Here is a 22,419-nt window from a genome sequence, read left to right on the forward strand (position 1 = left end):
GTGTGATAAACAGGCATTATTGGTAGCCTTCGTTTTGTTTGAATTGATCTTTGTTGGTGACGGCATCGATCTGTGATTGCGGAATAGGACGCAATACGTGGTGCGCCTGAATGTTCACCGCATTATCCGGATTGTAGGCCTTTACACGCTCGATCAGTTTACCGGTACGTTTCAGGTCAAACCAACGCAGTTGTTCGCCGGCCAGTTCGCGGGCGCGCTCATCGAGGATGAAATCAAGCGTTACCTGTGCCGGGGTGATCTGCATTTCTGCTATTCTTCCTGGCTTGGCGGCACGCGTACGCACCTCATTGATATAACCGGCAGCCAGGTCAGCATGGTTAAGCTTCAGCTCGGCTTCGGCAGCGATGAGGTATACTTCTGCCAGCCGGATCACAAATACATCGCGGGCACTTTGTGCTTCATTGAAGCTGGCGCGGGTGGGATCCATGAACTTCGACAGCTGCTCGTAGCGGTTATTGTCTTTTACCGAACCATCGGCATTGTAGGTTTTGCTGCGGTCGTAGATCTGGTATTTTTTGGTGGCCTCCAGGGCATTATCGATCTCTTTGTTGGTACAGTATACCGCTGTATCCCCCACTTTCAATGTATTGGTAGCCGTATTGGCGAACCAGTATTGCCAGAAAGACCCTTCGTGGCGTGCATCGGCATCGGTATACAGATCAAGCAGGAAACGGGAAGGCATATACCGCACGAAGGGGCGACCGTTCTTCAGGTCACGCACCAGCCCCGGCAGGTTGTCGTATTTCATCAGGAACAACATATGTCCGCTATTGCTGCCACGGCCGTGTCCATAGGGATTGAGCGCACTATTGGCCAGGTCATTCAAAGCAAAGTCTTCGTTGTAGTTGACCGTGTATACGACTTCCTTGCTCTTAAGGTTGCTCATCTTCCAGAGGTCGGCAAATACGGGTTCCAGTTTGTAATTGGTATTGGCAATAACCGCCTTGGCCATATCGAGTGCTTCCTGGTTCATGCCCCGGGTAAGGTACATGCGGGCGAGGAAAGCCTGGGCAGCGCCTTTGGTGGCACGACCCCATTGTGGCTGTGTAGCCGGCAGGTTATTGATGGCGGTGTTGAGGTCGGCGAAGATCTGTTTGTAAAAAGTATCCACGGGCGTACGGTTGGCTGTCGATACGATGCCATTGGTATTCTCCAGTGTAAAATGCACCCCACCCCAGGTCTCTACGATATGCCAGTAGTAGAAGGCACGGAGAAAGCTTAGCTCACCGGTGCGGGTTGATTTTGCCGTTGGGGCCAATCCTGCTTTGTCGATGTTGATCAATCCTCCATTGATGAGGTTGATGCCGGCATACAGTTCGCGCCATTCGGACGAGAGGGCGCCATTACCTGCCTGCAGGTTGATGTACCGGGTAAGGTCGAGGTATACATCACCACTGCCGCTGGTCCAGATATCGGTACCGGTTTCGGCCAGGTTGTATCCTTCTTCTTTTCCGTACCACCAGCGTTGGTATGAATAAGCGGCATTGACCAGTGTTTCAAAACCCTCCGGGGTTGTATAGACCGACTCGGCCGTTAAACCGCCGGGATTGTATTCTTCCAACGTGCTTTTGCAGGCGGTAGCTCCCGCAAGCACCATCGTCAGCAATATGATATGGCAATAGATTCGTTTCATGGTATGATGAGTTGTTGCATTAAAAATTAACATTGAGTCCAAACACGAAGAGCTTGGTCATCGGGAAATTTTCTGAACCGCCGCGCTCCGGATCGTATTCGATGTTGTCTTTGGTCCAGGTGAAGAGGTTCTTGGCCGTTACATACGCACGGATGCTACTCACAAAGGAACCTTTCAGCAGGGCACCTGGCACATTATATCCCAACGATATATTGCGCAGCCGCACATAAGAACCGTTCCTGTAGGGCAAGGTAGACAGGTACAACAGGTTGCCGTTCTTATTGGGACGCGGATAGTCGTTGGAAGGATTTTCCGGTGTCCAATAATTGAGGCCGGTGGTGCTGTTACCCAATCCTTGTGCATCGAAGCGACCATACCGGTCGGCATTGATCATCTGGCCTATGCGGGCAAAGAAGAAGACATTCAGGTCAAATCCTTTGTACTTAACCGTATTGTCGAAACCGCCGCTCCATTTGGGACGGGGTGTGCCAAGAATGATACGGTCGTTCTGCGTTTCGATCTTACCATCGTTGTTCTGGTCTTTGATCCTGATCTCTCCCGGCTTTTGGTTGTACTTCGCTGCGTCTGTGGCATCTTTGGTTTGCCAGATGCCGATCTTCTCATAATCATAGTACACGTTGATGGGCTGACCGAGGAACCAGCCATTGCCGATGTCATCTTTGCCGGTTACCAGTTCTACAAACTCTTCTTTGTTGTGCGTGAAGGTGAAGTTGGAGGTCCAGGAGAAATCACGGCTTTCGATATTGACGGTCGACAGCGATACTTCTACACCCCGGTTGCGGGTTTTACCGATGTTCTGCACAACCGTTGTGACACCTGTTGTAGGCGGCAGGCCCCTTGGCAACAGCAGATCCTTTGTCGTGGCTTCGTACACATCGACAGCACCAGTAATGCGGTTATTGAGGATACCGAAATCGAGGCCCAGGTTTTTGGTGGTGGTCAACTCCCAACCCAGGGAGGTATTACCTACCTGGCGGGAATAGGTGTAGGCCTGTGCGGGCGTATTGTCCCAACCAAAGGCCATGCGGGTCAATTGACTTTGTGTGCTGTAAATATAACTATTGCCCGGGTCATTGCCTGCCACACCATAGCTTACCCGCAACTTTAGATCGCTGAGCACATTTTGCTTCTGCAGGAAAGATTCGTCGATGGCGCGCCAGGCAAAGGCTGCGGAGGGGAAGAAGGTCCATTTGTTGCCTACTGCCAGTTTGGAAGAACCGTCTGCCCTGCCCGTAAGGGTGAGCAGGTATTTGTTCATGAAGCCGTAGTTGATACGGCCCGCAAACGATACCAGGTCAGACTTGAGGTAGTCGGAGCTGATCTTGATCTCCTCCGAGTTGTTTTCGAGGGCATAGAACAATTGCGAAGGCAGCAATTGATTGACACCGGTAGCAGAAGCGTCTTCGGACTGAAAACCAACGTAGCTACCAATGGCGGTGACCGACAAGTTGTGGTTGCCGGTGTTCTTGATATAGGTCAGTACGTTTTCCCAATTGAGGTTGCGGCTCATGCTGGTGAGGTATTGCGATTGCGATTTGCCCTGTAGGCCACGATCGAGCGACTTGGGCGAAGCATAGATACCCTGACGGGTATTGGCCGTATTGGCGCCGAAGGTGCTGCGGAATGTAAGACCCGTCATGGGTTTGATCTCTACATAGGCATTGGCCAGCACACGCGTCGTTTGTACGGAGTTTTTGTAGACGCCGGGTTGTTCATCGGCCAGCGGGCTACCGGTTTGTCCGTCGATGAGCAGGAAGTTGAAATTTCCCAGGGAGTCGTACAAAGCGCCCAGCGGGCTCACCTTGTTGGCCTGGTTGAGCGGGTCGCGGCGAACACTCTGGTTATAATACGTATACTGACTTTGCATGCCGATGGTCATGAACTTGTTGACGGTGAAGTCGAGGTTGAGGCGGCCTGAGTAACGCTTGAGGTCATCCAGTTTGAGTAGGCCCTTTTCATTGAAGTAGTCAAGCGACATGTAGGCCTTCAACTTATCAGACCCACCGCGTATGCCCAGCTGATAGTCCTGTTGTAGTCCTTTGTGCAATAGTTCTTCCTGGTAGTCGGTCCAGGTCCTGTTTTGAACAGCTTTCAACTCGCCGTTGCCAGCGAAGGCCACAGGATCATCGGCTGTGCTGTTCCAAAGGCCGGCGGCACGATAAGCTTCCCGTCGCATATTGGTAAACTCATCGAAGTTCATGGCTTTGGGGTACATGGTGGCTTCTGATACGCCCACATAACTATTGAAAGAGACATCGGTTTTGCCGCTGGCTCCTTTCTTGGTGGTAATGATCACCACGCCGTTGGCAGCGCGTGAACCATAGATGGCGGTGGAGGAGGCATCTTTCAGCACTTCCATGGACTGGATGTCATTGGGGTTGATATCTTCTATACGCTGGTACTGGATACCATCTACAATGATGAGCGGCTGGGTTCCGCTCGCTACGGAGCGTACACCCCGAATGGTGATGGATACACCAGAACCTGCCTGACCGCTGCTGCGAACGATATCCGCACCGGCGATCTTGCCTTGGGCTGCTTCCAGCACGTTGGTGGTAGGCACTTCTTTCAGCTCTTCTCCTTTGAGGGATACAACCGACCCCGTCAGGTCTTTTTTGCGCACGGCGCCGTAACCGATAATAACGACCTCATCGAGGCTCGTGCGGGCGCTGTCTAGGGAGATCGACAGGTTGGTTTGTTTGCCGATGCGCAGTTCACGGGTTTGGAAACCGATATATGACACCACGAGGGTGGCGTTGGCTTTCGACACATCGATCGAGAAGGTTCCGTCGTTCTTCGTCATGGTGTTGTTGCTGGTGCCCTTCTCCGTGACGGAGGCACCGCTGAGTGGCTCGGCGTTGCTGTTGGTCACTTTTCCGGTAATGAGTTGGGGCAATGGCGGCGGCGGCGCTACCGGCGTTATGGGCGCGAGCCGTTCTTTCAACACGATGGTTTTGTCGACAATGGTCCAGGTGAGTGGCTGTCCTTCGAGGCAGGTACGCAGCGCCTGGTCGAGCGGAGCATCCTTCACGGCAACGGAAACTTTGTTGTTTTTGTCGAGCAGGCCATCGGCATAAAAGAATACATACCCGGTTTGACGGGTGATGGCTTTGAAGATCTTTTCGAGCGGTGCATTGCGCTCGTGCAGGGTGACCGTTTGACCGGTGGTCGCTGCTCCTGCATTGAGGCAGGCAATCGTGAGTAAAATGGCAGTTAATTTCATAATGAGGCGCTTTTTAGGTCGTTCACGAACACATACCGGCATCGTTGTTGGCAACGGGTTGCCGCAAGCAATCGAAAGCATAATGGGTTACAGTTTTTGGTGAATACGATGTTGCATTTTCTCTTATGGTGATTGTACTTTGATGGTTTTGCCAGCAATGTCGAAACGCACTTTCCCGGTCGACTCCAGGATACTCAACAGTTGGGCCGCATTGACATTACGGGATATTTGTCCGGAGAAGCGCTGGGTGACAGTGTGGTTAAATTCAATGTCGACATCGTACCAGCGCGCGGCCTGTCGCAGAATGGTAGCCAGGTTGGCGCTCTGGAAATAGAACAGGCCATTCTTCCAGGCCATCACTTCTTCCACATCGACATTGCTGCTGACGCTGATGTTGTCATTGGCATGCCGGATAGCCTGCTCCCCTGGTTGTAGCGTAACCGTAGCCTGCGGGTTGGTAAGACCACGTACAGTCACTTTGCCTTCGAGGAGGGTGGTACGTACCGCTGCTTCATCCGCATACGCATTGATGTTGAAATGGGTGCCGAGCACGGTCACATCGATATTGTTTACAGAAACATGAAAAGGCTTGCTGGCATCAGGGGCGATCTCGAAGTAGCCTTCTCCTTTCAATTCCACCCGGCGTTCATTGCCGGAGAAAGCGACCGGGTAGCGGAGGGAGGAAGCGGCATTGAGCCACACTTTGGAACCATCGGCCAGTAATACCTGGTATTGTCCACCCCGTGGGGTGTAAATGGTATTGTAAACAATTTCCGTCGTGGGTATTTGTTGTTGGTCGTACCGGATGCGACCATCCTGCAGTTTGATGACCTTAATGGCTCCCTGTTGAGCGAGCTCGCCGTTGTGGGCACTGTCGAGGGTAATTTCCGAGCCATCGGCTAGTGTAAGGACTGCACGTTGGCCGCCGGGCTGTAGCGACGAAGGGGTGACGTTCGCAGCATCTGCAGTTGGGGCGGCCGGCGTGTTAGCAGGCTGATTCCATGGCCAGAAGGCCATACCCGCCGCGACGAGTAGGACCGCAGCCACGGCGATGCGCTTTCCATAAAAGCTCCAGCGTTTCTTTAAAGGCGCTGGCGATTGTATCCGCTCCTGGATATGGTGTTGCAGTTGTTGCAAGAGCTGGTCGTCTTTGCGGGCTTCGAAGGCGCCTGTTTCCATTTCATGGGTGAGCAGGTCGGCGAGTAGTTGTTGCTGGGCGGGGTCCTGTAATAGTAGCTCCAGCTGTTGACGTTCGGCTTCTGTCAGGTTGCCCGACAGGTATTTATCCAGCAGTTGTTCGATGGGTGTGGTTGGCATAGCGATCGTTCGGATCATCTTTTGCAGATGTTCCGGCCGATAAAGACGCAGGAGATAAAAAGAAGGGGTACTGTGTTGGGTAAATTATTTTCCGGCGCGGTAGATCAGGGGCAGCAGCAGGGGTAATAAGAGCACTAGGTCATTGTGCCGGCGGATATATACGCGGATGGACTGCAGCGCGCGGCAGATATGCTTTTTGACGGTTTCCCGGGAGAGGCCCATCTGGCTGGCGATGGCTTCAAAGGAGAGGCCTTCGTGGCGGCTGAGCAGGTAGGCGGTCTTTTGCTGAGCGGGCAGGCTGTTGACCGCGGTGGTCAGGTGTTGCTGCAGTTGTTTATAGGATAGCTGTTCGTCGGGATTACCAGCGGCAGGCAGTTGCTCGGCAATATCCCTGTCGAGGGGTGTGGCGATCTTTTTGCGCAGGGCGCTGATGAGGTGGTTGCGGGCAACGATGAAGAGATAGGCGTCGAACTTTTCGATGGCGGGCAATTGGTGCCGTTTTTCCCAGACCTTGACGAATACCTCCTGGACGATATCCTGCGCCTGGTGGGTTGATTTCAGGTAGGTCAATGCCTGTCCGTAGAGGATGCGCCAGTAATGGGCGACCAACCGGGCGAAGGCCTTTTCATCTCCCAGGGCGACCTGGTCGAGCAGGTATCTTTCATTGGGCAGCTCGGGTCGCGATGCGGTATGCTGTGCTTTGCCGCCCAATATAGCCGTGAGCGGCTGAGCCGGGGTTGCAGCCTCGCCGGTGTTTTCGCCACGCAGAGCGATCAGCGCGCTGACCATATGGTTCGAGTTGGACGACATTGGGACAGGTCAGGCAGTAGTTGATAGGTGACAAGATGAGCCTGCAGGCTCGGGATTGGCAGCAAGTGCCGGGGAGGATGGCTGGTTGTGCATACTCATATGGAAACCTTTAATCGTTTTGGAAATTGGCTGGCGGCACGGGGTGTGGACCAACCGGTTATTAAAAGTCTGAAAAAAAGAGGTGGGCGGGGATTTTAGTTACGCAATCGATCCCGGAAGGGGGGATGGACCAGCCGCCAGGGCCGCTTTCTTTATCTACCGCTCGGGCGGCCGGGGAATTCGGCTCCGCTCCTCCTGATAGTGGTTACTATAAAAAAAAACCTTCCCCCGACCGGCGGGGGAAGGAAAAAAACGGCCAACAAAAGACCTAGAGCGTAACCTCCAGTTCGCCGACATTACCAGGAAGATCCAGGGCTATAGCGCGGACCACATTGGCAGCCAGGGCCGCGTTCTGGGTCGTAGCGGTATAGATCCACTTGTTCCTGTTGATGGGGTTGAGGATTGCATTGCCCCGCTCGACAATCACCCCAGCGGCTGAATAAACAGCTACTTCTACAGAGACCACCCTGAAATCATCTTTCGCACTGATCTCGATCTTTGAGCCTATGGCACCGGTGTATTGAGCTACATTGATGCTTTGTACAACGGGGGGCTTCAGGTAATCGCGGGCTGCTATGTTATAGGCAGTGCGACCTGGCTTCGCCTTTTTCTTGTATTCAGCTTTCAGTTCCGGATCAGTGATGGCGCCTTTCGCATAGGTAGCTGCCTCTGCAAAAAGGTCGCGCACTTTGTGCTGATCTTCTGTGATCACCTGGTTAGGATTCACTTCCGGCATTTTTGCCATGATGGTATTGTTGCCATGTTTGCGGTAAACGAATTGTTTACCCATATGACCACTCGCTCCGCGAACGAGTAGGTTTTTATTGATGCGTGCCATGTCTTTGTAATTGATTTTGATTAAAAAAAAGGTTTTTGATGTGAACAACCGGCAGGAAAGAAATGCAGTGCGGGTCACCCCTCCCACCCTGCATTGGGTAAAGCCTTGCTACCGGCGATCAACAGGACAAAAGTACGGCGCGGTGAACGGGGTATTTAACGCTATGTCGTGGGAGTCTAGGCAGGTAGGTACGGGATCCTAGGCAGGTAGGTATGAAGTTCGGGGTCTGTCAATGAAACATCCTTTGTTGGTCAAGCAAACCATCGACCAACCATCGGCCAAAATAGCCTCGCCCATTGGCAAAGTATCGCTTTTGAGCGATGGATGAGGGATGGTTCACCGATGGTTGGCCGAGGGAACGAAGCACACTGCCCGGATACGGGCATACGAAACGAAGGAACGCGCTGCGGCAGAAATTTTGACTACAGTTACCTGATTGTAATAAATACTTTTACTATTTTCAATGATGCGGCAACGATAGCCGGCAGTACTAAAACCAATTGCATATATGAAAGACCAAAGTTTCTTTTACAGAGACGGCGACAGACTGAAACAACTGGATATAGACACGATTGCCTATGTACAGGCAAAAGACAATTATTGCATATTCCACACTGCACTGAAAAAAAACACTTACACCATTCGTATTTCGATCGCAGCTGCGGTCCGCCTGCTGCCCAGCGCCAAATTTATCCGCATCAACAGATCAGACATCGTAGCTATTTCCCACATAGAACACTTTAAAAAAGACGAAGTACTACTCAAGGAGCCAAAAATCTCCCTTTTATTGACCAAACAGTATTACGATATACTGCTGAAAAAGATCGTCCTCCTATACACGCCCTCTAATAAACATAATAAAAAGGACGAATTGCTTACCTGGGAGGAATATCGTGCCAAGAGGCTGAAGGAACTTGAAGAAAATCAGCAGAAATACCAAAAGAAAAAAGCCGCCAAGGAAGCTAAGCGATTGGAACAACAAAGCAAATACCAGCGTCATTAAACAGCTAACTGCATGGGTATATCGATTGTTGCCAATAGCCTCCGCTTTACCTGACATTTTATTATATAGACTTTTATTGACGGGTAGTACATTTGTTCATGCGCATTCCAACTTTGGTCTTACCCTTCCTCCTTCCCTTTCTGTATGCCTGCTCCGGCAATGCCAAACATGTGCCGGTAAGAACCTTTGACCAATTTAATTTTTCGTATGCAGAAACATTTTCCACGAGCTTTACCCTCCAGTAAAGAAATTAAAGACGCCGGTCGTGGAGCAGCCGTAAATCTGGCAGTACCGTTTACCCGATAGATTTTGGCCTGGCGACTGGTGGTTTGAACTCTATAGCGGGTAAGACGGGAGGCGGTGGAGGAGAAAACAGCAGCATTTTGACAACAAATGTGCTGATTTCGCCATTGACCTGGTGGAGATCCTTTTGCAATTTTGAAGTCACTACCATTCAACACGACTCATATGGACGCCATTGAACTGATACCTGGCAATAGCTTGATCACGAAAACACCGGAAGAAGGAAGACACCTGGCGATTAAATTATCGCGACTGATCATCAAGATAACCCAGCCGGATGCTGCCATCCGGCAGCAGCTCAGACCGCGCTATGCTGAAGACGCTGCCCTGCTCATAGCCATCGGACAAACCGTTGCCCTCGAATTTGCCACCATTGCTGCCGCCAACAATTATTGGCGGGATCAATCATAAGGCTACGCTACGTGTGAAGCCTGTTTGTTAGTTTCGGCGTCTGCCCCGTGCCGGGGGCAGACGTTTTTGCTTTGGGCTGCTCTACCTCTACCACGACAACTACGACGCTTTCCTGCATCGGGACTACTTCGCCCACACATTCTACCCAAACGCCACAGGTTCCTTGTGCAGTGTGGGTTTCACCTCTTTCTGAGACCTCCTGTATCCGACAAAGGCGCTTCTTTACCACATTGAATTTGTAGGATAATCAACTGGCTGTTAATTTTGGTGGCGGGTAAACTTTATTTACCCCTTAGCCATTTAACACCTTTTCATGAAAAAGTTAGCCATTCCATTTTTCCTCGTGCTTTTCGCGATCAGCCTGACCCATTGCTCGAAAAACAACACGCCCGCTGTTCCTGCCACTCCCGACCTGAAAGAATTACTCCTGAAAGATTTCCCGTTATCAGAAGTTACGTACCGGGATATCAGCATCACCGACCCGGTCATTGAGAATGGCCAGGAGAAAACGCCCGGCAAAATTCTCATCAGTATTCCTTATAGCCACCGCAGCCTGCAAGTGAGCCTAAAGCAATTCGATTCTAAAGACGGGCGTTATGCGATCAGTCCGTCGATTGGTGTGGCCCAGAACTTTGCGAATAGCCCCATCACCTATACGGTATCTTTCAATAGTAACCCTGCCTTGAAACTGCGCTACCAGGTAACCGTGGTATATGGCGGAGAGCCTTATTCGGAGAAAGCGAATATCATTGGTTTCTCCTTCGAGAAAAGTCAGAACCCCGCCCTGGGGGCTACCATCGAAGCTACCAAGGTGGTAGATTATGAGAACAGTTCAGAAGCTGCCATTTACGTGATCGTGCCGGCTGGGACCGACTTCAGCAAACTGGTACCGACGGTCACTTATGAAGCTGCCAAATTGTATTACCGCACGGATGGCTCACTCGAGTACTACAAACCGGGAGCCGTCGTCAACTTTAAATACCCCGCGCGGTATCAGTTACAGGCCGAAAACTCACTTGGGGTAAAATCAAAGCTATACGAGGTAATCGTGGACGTGAAAGATCCTATCCAATTCGAGCAGACCAGCTTTATTACCCAAAAGGTAAAAACGGGCAATGGCAGCAATAGTCAGTTGTTTGCAAATGCCATTACCTGGACGAATGTTGGCAACCGTCCGATCACGGCCATGCTCCCCGCTGAGTACATCGAGAAAACTTTGTTGGTGGGTATGAGTCCTACGCTCAACGTGATCACCACCAACCTCGTGAATCCGGTGTCCGGAACGATTGGTGTACTGCCGGGAGAGAAAGGCAAAGCCGATGTAAAGGTGTTACAGACTAGCCAGCAAGCCAGTTTTACCACGAAAGCGATCTTCAAGCCGGTATTTCGTTTCGACAACCAGGTGATCACGGCACTGCCTTCGCCCAACCGGGTGGAAGCGTTGTACAATCCGGTATCGATCACCATTAATAGTACCGTAGAAAATTAAGTGTGCTGCGAACGCGCTGGCATTAGAATACTTTTTGCAGAAAGGCATGCACCTGCTCTACCACCTGGTGAAACCAGGGTTCGAAGAGCGGAAACGTGTGGGGCGCACCTTCGAAGGTATACACCTCGGTACGGATACCATACTGCCGCAGGATTTTCATATAATCATCACGACCAGCGTGCATCCTGTCGACCGAGCTATTGAGGAATAGGGTTGGCGGAGTATGTGGTCCCACATAGGTTAATGGTGACGCCGCCTCCCACAGGGCGGCGTTTTCTTTTTTTGGGTACCCAAACCAGTAGGTGGCCGCGGAAATGCCTTTGCTGTCGTCGCCCTCGCCAGATTCGGGATGCACGAATGACAAGGTACCATCGAGGTCCAGGATAGCCTGCACCTCCGTGCCAGTTTTTGTATGACAGCCATTGCCTTCAAATGCCGGATGATTGCCGGTAACGCCCAGCAAAGCGGCGAGTTGGCCACCGGCAGAAAACCCCAGCACCGCAAGCTGGTTCGTGTCGATCCCATATTGGCGGCCCTGCGTGCGTATATATCGAATGGCTGCTTGGAGGTCGTGTACAGCCGCGGGATACAGTGCTTCTGTCGACAGGCGGTATTCGGGGGTAAAGCATACATACCCACGACTCGCCAACTGTTGCGCCAGCGGGTGGTGTTGGGTGCGATTACCGGAGCGCCAACCACCGCCGTGGATGATCAGGATGGCAGGTCGTTGCTTCCGGCTTTTGCCCTTGGGGGCAAATACATCCAGCAGCAGCTGACGGGTACCGGTTGTACAATATACAATACCGGTATCCTGCTTGACCGCTGGCATGGTCGTGGTCGTGACCAGGGAAATACCCGGATGATATTTCAATTCTTTTTTATAAGCCCCTGGATTGTTGAAGGAGGTATCGGGTATACCGGTAAGGCCGGTCGTTATTTGAGCGGACGCAACGAAGGAAGACAAGGAAAGAAAAATTGCCAGCAATTGCTTCATGTCTATTGGTTTATGGCAGACCGGATACGAAAAAGGCATCTGTAAGGGCACAGGGTATTGTTACCAAAATATGATATAATGACGGTTTCAGGACGTATTTTTTGGAATACCAAAACAAAGTTCTAAAATTGTGCTCTCATTCGTCGCTAACAAACCCGTGTCACACGGCTTATATCTGGTAAGGTTTACAGCGATACGTGCAATTCGTTAATTACTAAATCCACCTCCCCCTTTAAATATTAACAGACCGCTCTGTATCAGCAGCAGGTAGATGTCGATTGGCAACTAGATTGTTATTTATATTGGTTAAGGCATATGCAACCGGCAGCATTACACATAACATTAATACAAAAGGGCGATGCGGGCGCCTTTGAAGCGTTGTATCACCGCTTCTACAAAAAGCTCTGCTATTTTGTAGACCAACTGATCCACGACAGTGCGGTCGCCGAAGAAGTCGTTGCAGACACCCTGAATAAATGTTACCGGCTTCGCGAACGGTTTGGTGACCTCGATGCGGTAGAAGCTTTTTGCCGGGTAACCTGCCGCAATGCGGCTTATGATCACTTGCGGGCGCAGAAAAGAGTACATGTGCGCAAAGAGGAGTTGACGCTGTTGCAAGAACAGGAAGAGCGGCTGGAATTTGAACGTACTGCTTTGCACGCACTCATTGAAGCAGAAACGATGAAACGACTGCATGATGAGATCAACAAGCTGCCACAGCGCCGCCGAGAAGTGATCCAACTATATTACCTGCAGAACCTGCGCACAGAAGAGATTGCCGAAAAATTGCAGATTACCACGGCTACAGTTCACAAGACACGCCAGATGGCGTTGGAACAGCTTAAAAACGTATTCACAGAAAAGAATATACTGGCCAGCCTGGCAGCTTTGCTGATACGTCCCTTCCTGTAACCCTACCCTTACGATGCCATCTTACAACTGTTATCGGCGTACACTTCCGTCCGATCATTTCTACTTTTACCACCGACACATCAGCAACACTGTAATACACACACCTGCACCACGCGTTTCGCCTATTCGTCATGATTAATACCTACCGCAACTATACAGCTTATTCAGACACGAATTTACTTGTGATATTACCCTATTGTTATGTATCTCCACTTAGAGCATGTTCATAACGGTGTGGACAACTCATTATAAGATTTCTACCTAATCGGATACTACTTCTTTTCGAATTACTCGTGTATACTGGCAACGTTAAAAAAGCAGCAGGATGTCTGATCAACAAGAAAAGGATTTGGCCGACCGCATCAGCTTATTGATTCAAAAGTATCACAACGATTCGATCACGGACGATGAACTCGCAGCCCTTGAGCAAATCAAGGATATGAGCGCCGAGCATCGTGCACAGATCGAGAACCTGATGACCCAGGATTATTTACGGGCAGGACTCGATCAGATGAGTAAATACAAACGGCCTTTACAGATCAACTACGACAGGCCCGCTGTGGAGGAACACGATATACCAGCGATACCTGTAACCACCAAAGCCCATTCATCACGCATCTATATAAGGATGGCCGTTGCTGCATCGCTGGTAGCGGCTGCCTTTCTTGCCTGGTATTTTATATTATCGCCCAAGCTGGTTAGCGATAAGGTACAATATGCATCCGCGGTATCGGCAGAAGACGTTTTGCCGGCCGCCACCAGGGCCCGCCTGGTGTTATCGACGGGAGAAGCGATCAACCTGGATAGCCAGTCCGTGCATGCACTGGCCAATGAAGGTGATACGCGGATCAACCTGACGGGCAACGGTCAATTGGAATACCTTGCTGCTGAAACCACTCCTACCACTACCAACCGGTACAACACGGTGACGGTACCCAAGGGCGGGGTATTCAACATTTTGTTGGCCGATGGCACAAAGGTCTGGCTCAACAATGATTCCGAATTGAAGTTTCCGGTTTCCTTTACCGGTACCGAGAGAAGGGTTATACTGAGCGGCGAAGCGTTTTTTGAGGTAGCGAAAAATGCGCAGCGCCCATTCGTAGTGGAATTGCCCGACTCGAAGTCGATCACCGTCCTGGGAACCGTCTTCAACACACGCGCTTACAAGGAGGAAAAGGAGTTCACGACTAGTCTGGTGGAAGGATCGGTACAGTTATCGAGTCTGGATAATACCAGGCCCAGAGGTTCCCGCACCCTTACGTTGCGCCCCGGTCAGGAAGCGACCCAGCAACGAGGCACTACCGTCATGACAGCCCGTACACCAAGGCTGCTACTAGATTCTTATTCCTGGAGAACCGGGCTATTTCATTTCGAGGATGAGCCCATTCAGGACGTCATGAACCAGGTAGCCCGCTGGTACAATATCTCCGTGGTGTATGAGGGTTCCCCACCCAAAGACATCGTAAGTGGCGATATCTATCGTACATTACCATTGGCCAGTGTACTGGCAAGCCTTAGTAAGATCACCCATGCTACTTACGAGTGGAAAGCACCTTCCTCGGTGATCGTGCGCGAAAAGGCTCCGTAGGAGCAGCCACTCTACAACACCTAACGCTGCTACCAACCCGCTTAAAGAACCAGATCCTAAGAACTCCGCACTAACGAAACGCTATACGCTTGCTGCAAATTCTGTAAATCATCATTCCACCTTTGCCGGGGCGCCTACTTTCTGTCATTAATTGGCGGATCGGTATTGTATTGTCCAGCTCCGGCAAACTGAAAAAACAAGCAAAACAACCCAAAACTTTCAAGCATGATCTCAGTTGCCGCCAGCCTTCGCTCATTTTCACCCTTGCGACATCGACGCCTATGGATCTTGACCACCCTCTGCCTGTTGCAATTGTTAAGCGCACGTGCTTACCACGATAACGAAGCCGTGACCCTGACCGCCAACCAGCAACCACTCATCACCGTATTAGACGAACTAAAACGCCAAACCAATTTTGCGTTTGTGTACAACAAGGAGACACTCCAGCAGGCGAATAAAGTAACGGCGACCTTCCGCAACACCCCTATTGCAGAGGCGTTGAAGACCATCTTTGCCCAGCAGCCCTTTCATTATTCAATCGAGGGCAAACAAGTGACGATCTCCCTACCGGCCAGCAAGGCGATCGCGGAAAAGGTTACCACCACCCTTTCCGGCAACCTTAAAAAAAAACAGGTCCGCGGAAAAGTGCTCACCGAGCAGGGTGAGCCGGTAGCCGGCGCCCACGTGCAGGTGAAAGGTGAAAAATTGTTTAACACCGTCACCGACAACAACGGTGAATTCTCGCTCGACGAGGTGCCGGATGACGCTACGCTCGTCATCACCGGTGTGAACATCGAGACGCATGAGGTAAATATCGGCAGCAAGAGCTCGGTAGTGGCGACGGTGAAGTCGAACGTAAAAACGATGGAAGAAGGAATCGTCGTAGCATACAACCACACCACTGTGCGCAAAAACGTCGCTTCAATCACCGTCGTCAAGGGTGACGCTATCCGCGACCTCCCCAACCGCAGCTTCGAGCGCGGCTTGCAAGGCATGGTGCCTGGCCTGCTCGTGACGAAAGGTACCGGCCAGCCCGGCGGTGGATTGGGGAATTTTGTGTTGCGGGGAATTGCAACGGGAGGAGATTTGTTAAGCGGAGGCTTAGCACGAAATCCACTTATTGTGATCGACGGGATACCTGTTCAGCAGGAGGGGGCTCAAATAGCCACCACTTCAATTGTTTACAATAACCCGATGGCTCAGCTGAACCCATCGGACATCGACAACATCACCGTACTGAAAGATGCTTCGGCAATCGCACTATATGGATCAAAGGCGTCAAACGGAGTTATACTGGTAACCACCAAAAAGGGGAAGGCTGGAAAAACCACCTATAACTTCAGACATCAGACAGATCTGAGTTACCTTGAAAAAGGTAGAATAAAAACCCTCAACCAACAGGAATACGTAGACCTTGTCTATGAAACTTATAGAAACACAGACCCCGGGTATTGGACGGACGACCGCATTAAAACCGACCTTCTCCAAAAATTCCCATATCAGGTGGATAGCCGGGGCGATTCCAGCTTTTTACCTGCTCCCAACTGGGAAAAGGCACTTTACAACAAGGGAGCAGCCAGCATCACCAACGAGCTGTCGATCTCTGGCGGCACCGACAAAAGCATATTCTATTTTAACCTCGAACACCTTACACAAAACGGCATAGAAAAAGCAACAGGATTTGACAGAAGCTCGATGCGGTTCAACTTTGAGAATCGCCCGGCAAGCTGGTTGAAATACGGACTAAACTCTACCCTATCCTATTCCGTACAAGATTTCAACTCCCAGGGAGCTAGCTACGCATTAACCACCAGCATGTCTCCCCTAAACGCGCTCTTAGACCAATCGGGCAACTACATTAATAACTATTCCTGGGGATTTGCGCCGTCAAGCAGCATTGGTTCAAACTCCAATCAGATTGCCAACCCCCTCATGCAATCAAAACTTAACATCAATAGAAACAGATCGTATCGGAGCGTTGTAAAATTCTATGCCGAATTAAACCTGCTGAAACAGCTGACATTCAGCACCAACATAGGAATTAATTTCATGCTGACAGAAGCCATGCAAAAAAACCACCCCTCTTTAGCTTCAGGCGACCTATCTGTAGGCACGGGCAGTATTCAGGAACGTCAAATCCGCTACGCCAACCTGATCACCACCAATATACTACGGTACTCCCGGCAATTTGGCAACAAGCATAATATCAATATTTTACTGGGACACGAAGCTCAATTATTCAACAACAAAAGCCTGACTTTAAAAAGAGACAACATCACCACCAATCCAGAAGCAGAGCAACTAAACCTGGGCACTATTAGTATAGGCGAAGGGAGCATTTCAAAACAAAACCTGCTCTCTTATTTCGGACAACTAAATTATAACTTCAACACAAAATACCTTTTCTCAGGTAGCATCCGCCGAGACGGCTCTTCCCTATTTGGAAGTAAAAATCAGTTTGGCAACCATTGGTCAATGGGCGCTGCCTGGGTGATCTCTGAAGAAAACTTCCTCGCCAGCACCAGCAAAATAATAGACTACCTGAAAATCAGGGGCAGCATTGGCTCTGCAGGCAATTCAGCTTCTATGGCCAGCTTCCTGCACCAAGATCCGGTTTTACTCAGAAACTATCTTTCCCAGAATACCATATTCTCCAGTATCTCTCTAAATCCAGGTAACCCGACGATTAGATGGGAAAAAACGCTCACCTGGGATGCCGGCCTGGAAATCAAGTTTTACAACTCCAGACTTGCCGTTACAGCAGACTACTACAATCGTAAAACGACTGATCTGATTGTAAATAACATCAACGTACCATTCTCGAGTGGTTACAGCTACTTTTCCAGCAACCTGGGAGACCTCAACAACAGGGGCATTGAACTCTCCGTTAGCCTAGACATCATTCGTCAAAAGCAATTAACCTGGAACGTTACTGCTAACTGGAGCAGAAACACCAATCGTCTGATCAAAGCCTATTTCCCGATAGAGAATGTTGCCGGTACTTATCTAACCAACGAAGAAGGCAGAAATTACAATTCATTTTATATGAAAAGGTGGGCCGGGGTTGACCAGGGAAGTGGCAGACCCCAATGGTACGACTCCACAGGAAAACCCTCCACCAATAGCAATGCAGCCAAAAGCGAGTTTGTAGGCAAACCTCAACCTGACGCGATCGGGGCGTTTACGAATACCCTGAATTACAAGGGATGGGAATTATCCTTCATGTTTTACTACCAGTATGGATTCCAGATCTATGATCTCTACAAATCACAAGCTCTTCTATCTGACGGCTTAGACCCATTTCTCAACCAAAGTCGGGAAGCCCTCAACAGATGGCAAAAACCAGGAGACCTTGCCCCTAATCCCAGGAGAATACTGTTTGGCACAACGCCCACAGAGACTGATAATGGATCCCAAATATCAACCCGGTATTTGTACGATGGCGATTTCATCAAACTGTCCAACATAAGACTCGCATACACAGTTTCTCAAAGCCTGGCACAAAAGCTCAGGTTAACAAGCCTGCGGATCTTTCTACAGGGTAACAACCTGAAAACCTGGACAAAATATCCAGGCTACGATCCCGAGACTGTAGGTTACCCAGGAACCTCATCATCGCCCTACCCGCTACAAAAAGTTTACTCCGCAGGCATCAACGCAACATTCTAATTGCCCAAAAACAAGAAACATGAAACTATACCACCTATCAATACTATTCTCCATTTCATTTTTATACTCAGCTTGCACTAAATCATTTCTCGACATCAATGACAACAGCAATCTTTACAGGCAAAACGCTATAAAGGATGCCGCAACGCTGGGAGCCTATAACACAGGAATGCTACAGGAATTTGCGGCTGTCTTTCAACATGGTGTTGGCAGTGGATACGCAGAGATCATATCGGACAATCTAAAACCCGTTGATGGCGGCAAAACGCTATTTTTCCATTACAACTGGCAACAGGAAGTCGACACCCGGGATGGGCAAGCATACTTTGGCGCTGACCCAAAGGCCAGATCAGCTAATCCGATGTGGAAAAATGGCTACCGAATCATCAGAAACTGCAATTACATTCTGGAAGAGGCAGCGAAATACCAAAGCGAAAATCCTACACTCATAAATACCATCAGAGGCCAGGCCCTTGCCTTGCGAGCTTTCCTTCACTTAAAGCTCTCCATGGTTTTTGCGCAGCACTACACTTACAGCGCCGATGGCTCACATCCGGGGATTCCTTACATCACATCCTCCAATGTGGCCGAAAATTTCCCAAGAATTTCCGTCCGAGAAGTTTACAAAAACATGATCGAAGATTTAGAACGCGCACAGGCATATTTACCGATCAACCTAACCGATCCCAGAGTATTTAATAAGGAATCCGTCATTGCCTTATTATCGCGTATACTTCTGTTTAAAGAAGATTTTGCAAAAGCGGAGCAAAACGCCCTATCCGTGATTAAAAACCACCCACTACTACAAATCACGGAAGGCTATCCCGCCCGTATCTTTATGTTCGATGGTCAAAACAAAAAAGCTGAAACTATACTCCAGTTAAGTCCTCAGGGAGGCCCCTCTCTCGGCGCTACTACGTTTTTAGGTGTATACCTCAAGAAATACCTAAACTGGTATGCAACTAGTGACATTGCCAGTATGCTACGAGAAGACACGTTGGATATTCGTTGCAAATGGGTACAACCCCTCGGGGATTCATGGATGGTAACAAAATTCCCCGAAAATGTAGCTCCGGAGGTGTCCCCTGCACTTAGTCAACCCACAGCATCCTACTACGAACCGATCATCAGGAGTTCTGAGCTGTATCTAATTGTTGCAGAATGTGCGGCAAAGACAGGCAATTCCAGCACCGCACAAGAGTACCTCAACGCAGTCAGGTTAAGGGCAAACCCCAACAACCTGCCCATAGCTCCGATAGGCAATGCACTAATCGACTCTATCTATAAGGAAAGAAGAAAAGAGCTTGCTTTCGAGGGTTTACGCATGTCCGACTTACAAAGGTGGAAACAAGGAGTACATCGGGTTGATGCGCTACCCGGATCACCTAAAGACCTCCCCTATCCAAACGATAAATCAATTGCTCCTATACCACCGAATGACGTAAAACTGGGCGGTATTTCACAGAACCCAGCCTATTAAACGCCAACCCATAAAATAATCCCGGCATGACTGATATACTTACAATCGCACTACTCGTACTTCAATTTCTCAAGCTGGACACAACAGCTGAAATTCTCAAATCCCATCCAACCCAACAAACAAATACAAAAGATCACATAACCATAAAAATTCTATCATCAGACAGCACAACCCAGCAACTACTTCTATCAAAAGCCGAGATTATTGGCCAGGAAAGAGACTGGGAACCTATCGCCCGTAGTGCGGAAAACCCAATACCGACCTATTCCTTTGCTACCAATTCACCACATTACCTGTCACTCGAATCGCTTTCCAGCAGATTTAAATACAGAGCCCTTCTATTAGAACCCGGTGACAACATCACATTCCATGTAACCCCGGAGAAAGTCGCTGCTACCGGCAAGGGGGCCATCAAGTTTGAACTACTTGAGAAAATCGACCAGTTTCAAAAATCTATCCCTCTACCCAACAATACGCGCGACTATATAACCACCTCTATCGACGATTATTATGAATGGGACGCCTATCTTAACAAGCTAGTAGCGGGAAAAGACTCCATCCTTTCGCACTATCAGGCAAAATTGTCAAAATACAGCTATACCCTGCTTCGGGCACTCATGATAGATCAAAATATAGATGATCGTTCGGACAAATTCTACAATTTGGTTTTTGGCCTGGCTAAAACCCAAAAAATCCCAGGCAAAATCTTATGCAAGATCTACGACTCACTTTACTACCCTGCGACGAATAGCCGATTCCAGTTCTGCTCCACCATCATTTACGGAAACTGGAAACCCATTCTTTTTAGCATACATCGAACTTACAATTTCAACCGAACCGACTCTACCTATCAGGCGAAGTACAATACCTGGATTACCTGTTATCAAAAAGGAATCGACCACTATGTTGGCCTTAACAAAGAGCAATTCATCATCGATTTCCTTTACAAACACTTACTCAAGGAGTTTGGCTTCACCAAAGAGCTGGAAACTTACCTGAAAGATTATTATTCCAGTAGTCAATCGGAGGAGTGCAAACAATATTTAAAGTCAAAAGAGTCACGCCTGCGCCGTATCATCAATGGCCGGAAAATTCCCGACTTTGATTTGGAGGACCCCAATGGCAACACTGTAACCAATACCATCCTAAAAGACAAAATTGGCATCATCGAGTATTGGTTCACCGGCTGTGCGGGCTGTATACAAACCGCAAAAACAATTCAAAAAGCAGAGGACCACTTTAGAGACGACACCAATGTAGTATTTCTCAAAGTATCCATAGACGGAAACAAATCGACCTGGCAACAAAGTATTAAGAAGGGACAATACACCTCCCCAACGGGAATTCATTTATTCACACAGGGGCAACAAGAGAATCATCAATTTATTACTCAGATGGATGTAACAAGTTATCCAACACTTCAGTTTATCGACCCATTTGGGCAATTGTTAACGCCCACCATGCGTCCCGCTTCCCTGAAAAGCAATCCAGACAGTTTGATCCAATACATTTCGACTATTCGCCAGAACCAATTTGACGGTCCCTACCTGTACGAACAAGGCAACTCAAAACTTTTAAAAATAACCAGAAACCAGCACCAAATCGACTCTCAAATAATTACCAGCGATGAAGACGTGTCTGTTGCAACAGACCAACTTAAAAAAGTATTTTCATTTCGTGTTGCGAACAATGTAAAAAAACAGCCTTCCTACTATAAAAATCCCACTTCCATTTTCGCCCTTTCAGACATAGAGGGAAACTTTGCGGCATTCAGAAAACTATTGGTTGCGAACCATATCATCGACACCAATTTGAACTGGAGCTTTGGTAACGGACATTTCGTCATATGTGGCGACGTTTTTGATCGGGGAGAACAGGTTACGGAATGTCTTTGGCTTATTTACAAACTAGAACTACAAGCTATTGAAATGGGTGGTTATGTACATTTCATTATGGGCAATCACGACGTAATGAACCTACAAGGAAATAGCCGATATGCACAAAAAAAATATACCCAAACCGCGAACGACCTGAAATCACAAGGAATTACGTTATACCCTCCCCATTCTATTTTGGGCAAATGGTTGAGAACTAAAAACATCGTAGAACAAATCGATAGCCTGATTTTTGTGCATGGAGGACTGGGAATTGAGTTTACGAGCGAGGTTGCAAATTCCAACCTCGATGAAATCAACAACCAATATCGCCAATCGATCGGCACCAAGTGGAATGATTTGCCCAAATCAGACACCCTCTCCCGGGCCATTTTCCATCCTGCAACAGGTCCCTTATGGTATCGTCAATACTATACAGATTCTGAACGCTTACAGCTCGGAAACGATACTACCACAAAATTCACCGTCCAAAAACCATCCCAGGAACACTTCGACAGGTTACTAAAAAAATGGAAAGCGTCCAAGATCATCACCGGACACACGATCGTGTCTGATACCGTATCATCGCACTATAACAACAAACTAATCAACATCGATACAAAACATAGTGCCGGAAATTCAGAAGCGCTACTCATTGAAGGTAATAAATACTATCGGGTCAATAACCTTGGAGAAAGAATCCCATTATTTAAAGCATATTAGCACTTACCAAT

General features: G+C 49.1%; 14 protein-coding genes. 8 read left to right on the forward strand and 6 right to left on the reverse strand.

The window, feature by feature from the left end:
* Positions 1 to 16: 16 nt before the first annotated feature.
* From P2W70_RS22200 to P2W70_RS22220, 5 genes are all read right to left on the reverse strand, one after another.
* A complete protein-coding gene (locus P2W70_RS22200; RefSeq protein WP_276483725.1) occupies positions 17 to 1,654 on the reverse strand; it encodes a RagB/SusD family nutrient uptake outer membrane protein in 1,638 nt (545 codons plus the stop codon).
* Positions 1,655 to 1,673: 19 nt separating this feature from the next.
* Positions 1,674 to 4,898 (reverse strand): TonB-dependent receptor, encoded by a 3,225-nt coding sequence (locus P2W70_RS22205; RefSeq protein WP_276483726.1) that lies wholly within the window; start codon positions 4,896 to 4,898, stop codon positions 1,674 to 1,676.
* 123 nt (positions 4,899 to 5,021) lie between these two features.
* A complete protein-coding gene (locus P2W70_RS22210; protein ID WP_276483727.1) occupies positions 5,022 to 6,233 on the reverse strand; it encodes a FecR family protein in 1,212 nt (403 codons plus the stop codon).
* A gap of 66 nt (positions 6,234 to 6,299) precedes the next feature.
* Entirely contained in the window at positions 6,300 to 7,025 is a 726-nt protein-coding gene (locus tag P2W70_RS22215; RefSeq protein WP_276483728.1) for an RNA polymerase sigma factor, read from the reverse strand.
* Positions 7,026 to 7,392: 367 nt separating this feature from the next.
* Positions 7,393 to 7,962: a hypothetical protein gene (locus tag P2W70_RS22220; protein WP_276483729.1), complete on the reverse strand. Its 570-nt coding sequence runs from the start codon at positions 7,960 to 7,962 to the stop codon at positions 7,393 to 7,395.
* A 508-nt stretch (positions 7,963 to 8,470) separates the two neighbouring features.
* Here P2W70_RS22220 and P2W70_RS22225 point away from each other — a divergent pair.
* The 3 genes from P2W70_RS22225 (at position 8,471) to P2W70_RS22235 (ending at position 11,168) form a co-directional block, all read left to right on the forward strand.
* Positions 8,471 to 8,965 carry a LytR/AlgR family response regulator transcription factor gene (locus P2W70_RS22225; protein ID WP_276483730.1) on the forward strand — a complete coding sequence of 165 codons (495 nt, stop codon included), beginning with the start codon at positions 8,471 to 8,473 and terminating at the stop codon, positions 8,963 to 8,965.
* A 468-nt stretch (positions 8,966 to 9,433) separates the two neighbouring features.
* On the forward strand, positions 9,434 to 9,679 hold the full coding sequence (locus P2W70_RS22230; RefSeq protein ID WP_276483731.1) for a hexameric tyrosine-coordinated heme protein: 246 nt from the start codon (positions 9,434 to 9,436) through the stop codon (positions 9,677 to 9,679).
* A gap of 313 nt (positions 9,680 to 9,992) precedes the next feature.
* On the forward strand, positions 9,993 to 11,168 hold the full coding sequence (locus P2W70_RS22235) for a hypothetical protein (protein ID WP_276483732.1): 1,176 nt from the start codon (positions 9,993 to 9,995) through the stop codon (positions 11,166 to 11,168).
* Positions 11,169 to 11,190: 22 nt separating this feature from the next.
* Here P2W70_RS22235 and P2W70_RS22240 read toward each other — a convergent pair whose 3' ends face one another.
* Complete coding sequence (locus tag P2W70_RS22240; protein ID WP_276483733.1) at positions 11,191 to 12,162, reverse strand: alpha/beta hydrolase; 972 nt, start codon at positions 12,160 to 12,162, stop codon at positions 11,191 to 11,193.
* A gap of 315 nt (positions 12,163 to 12,477) precedes the next feature.
* Between P2W70_RS22240 and P2W70_RS22245 the strand changes: the two genes are divergently transcribed.
* The 5 genes from P2W70_RS22245 to P2W70_RS22265 all read left to right on the forward strand — a co-directional run bounded on the left by P2W70_RS22245 (position 12,478) and on the right by P2W70_RS22265 (position 22,408).
* The gene (locus P2W70_RS22245) at positions 12,478 to 13,074 is read left to right on the forward strand and encodes an RNA polymerase sigma factor (RefSeq protein WP_276483734.1); all 597 of its coding nucleotides are present in this window, start codon (positions 12,478 to 12,480) and stop codon (positions 13,072 to 13,074) included.
* Positions 13,075 to 13,399: 325 nt separating this feature from the next.
* On the forward strand, positions 13,400 to 14,662 hold the full coding sequence (locus P2W70_RS22250; protein ID WP_276483735.1) for a FecR family protein: 1,263 nt from the start codon (positions 13,400 to 13,402) through the stop codon (positions 14,660 to 14,662).
* Positions 14,663 to 14,887: 225 nt separating this feature from the next.
* Positions 14,888 to 18,331: a SusC/RagA family TonB-linked outer membrane protein gene (locus P2W70_RS22255; RefSeq protein ID WP_276483736.1), complete on the forward strand. Its 3,444-nt coding sequence runs from the start codon at positions 14,888 to 14,890 to the stop codon at positions 18,329 to 18,331.
* 19 nt (positions 18,332 to 18,350) lie between these two features.
* Positions 18,351 to 19,811 carry a RagB/SusD family nutrient uptake outer membrane protein gene (locus P2W70_RS22260; RefSeq protein ID WP_276483737.1) on the forward strand — a complete coding sequence of 487 codons (1,461 nt, stop codon included), beginning with the start codon at positions 18,351 to 18,353 and terminating at the stop codon, positions 19,809 to 19,811.
* A gap of 26 nt (positions 19,812 to 19,837) precedes the next feature.
* Complete coding sequence (locus P2W70_RS22265; RefSeq protein WP_276483738.1) at positions 19,838 to 22,408, forward strand: metallophosphoesterase; 2,571 nt, start codon at positions 19,838 to 19,840, stop codon at positions 22,406 to 22,408.
* Positions 22,409 to 22,419 lie beyond the last annotated feature (11 nt).

This window comes from Paraflavitalea pollutisoli (genome assembly GCF_029360705.1).
Taxonomy (GTDB): Bacteria; Bacteroidota; Bacteroidia; order Chitinophagales; family Chitinophagaceae; genus Paraflavitalea; species Paraflavitalea pollutisoli.

What these genes read in the sequence shown, in the direction of transcription:
- P2W70_RS22200 (WP_276483725.1), bottom strand. Translation starts at nt 1,654, where the DNA reads ATGAAACGAATCTATTGCCATATCATATTGCTGACGATGGTGCTTGCG.
- P2W70_RS22245 (WP_276483734.1), top strand. Translation starts at nt 12,478, where the DNA reads ATGCAACCGGCAGCATTACACATAACATTAATACAAAAGGGCGATGCG.
- P2W70_RS22230 (WP_276483731.1), top strand. Translation starts at nt 9,434, where the DNA reads ATGGACGCCATTGAACTGATACCTGGCAATAGCTTGATCACGAAAACA.
- P2W70_RS22205 (WP_276483726.1), bottom strand. Translation starts at nt 4,898, where the DNA reads ATGAAATTAACTGCCATTTTACTCACGATTGCCTGCCTCAATGCAGGA.
- P2W70_RS22260 (WP_276483737.1), top strand. Translation starts at nt 18,351, where the DNA reads ATGAAACTATACCACCTATCAATACTATTCTCCATTTCATTTTTATAC.
- P2W70_RS22220 (WP_276483729.1), bottom strand. Translation starts at nt 7,962, where the DNA reads ATGGCACGCATCAATAAAAACCTACTCGTTCGCGGAGCGAGTGGTCAT.
- P2W70_RS22225 (WP_276483730.1), top strand. Translation starts at nt 8,471, where the DNA reads ATGAAAGACCAAAGTTTCTTTTACAGAGACGGCGACAGACTGAAACAA.
- P2W70_RS22215 (WP_276483728.1), bottom strand. Translation starts at nt 7,025, where the DNA reads ATGTCGTCCAACTCGAACCATATGGTCAGCGCGCTGATCGCTCTGCGT.
- P2W70_RS22255 (WP_276483736.1), top strand. Translation starts at nt 14,888, where the DNA reads ATGATCTCAGTTGCCGCCAGCCTTCGCTCATTTTCACCCTTGCGACAT.
- P2W70_RS22210 (WP_276483727.1), bottom strand. Translation starts at nt 6,233, where the DNA reads ATGATCCGAACGATCGCTATGCCAACCACACCCATCGAACAACTGCTG.
- P2W70_RS22240 (WP_276483733.1), bottom strand. Translation starts at nt 12,162, where the DNA reads ATGAAGCAATTGCTGGCAATTTTTCTTTCCTTGTCTTCCTTCGTTGCG.
- P2W70_RS22265 (WP_276483738.1), top strand. Translation starts at nt 19,838, where the DNA reads ATGACTGATATACTTACAATCGCACTACTCGTACTTCAATTTCTCAAG.
- P2W70_RS22250 (WP_276483735.1), top strand. Translation starts at nt 13,400, where the DNA reads ATGTCTGATCAACAAGAAAAGGATTTGGCCGACCGCATCAGCTTATTG.
- P2W70_RS22235 (WP_276483732.1), top strand. Translation starts at nt 9,993, where the DNA reads ATGAAAAAGTTAGCCATTCCATTTTTCCTCGTGCTTTTCGCGATCAGC.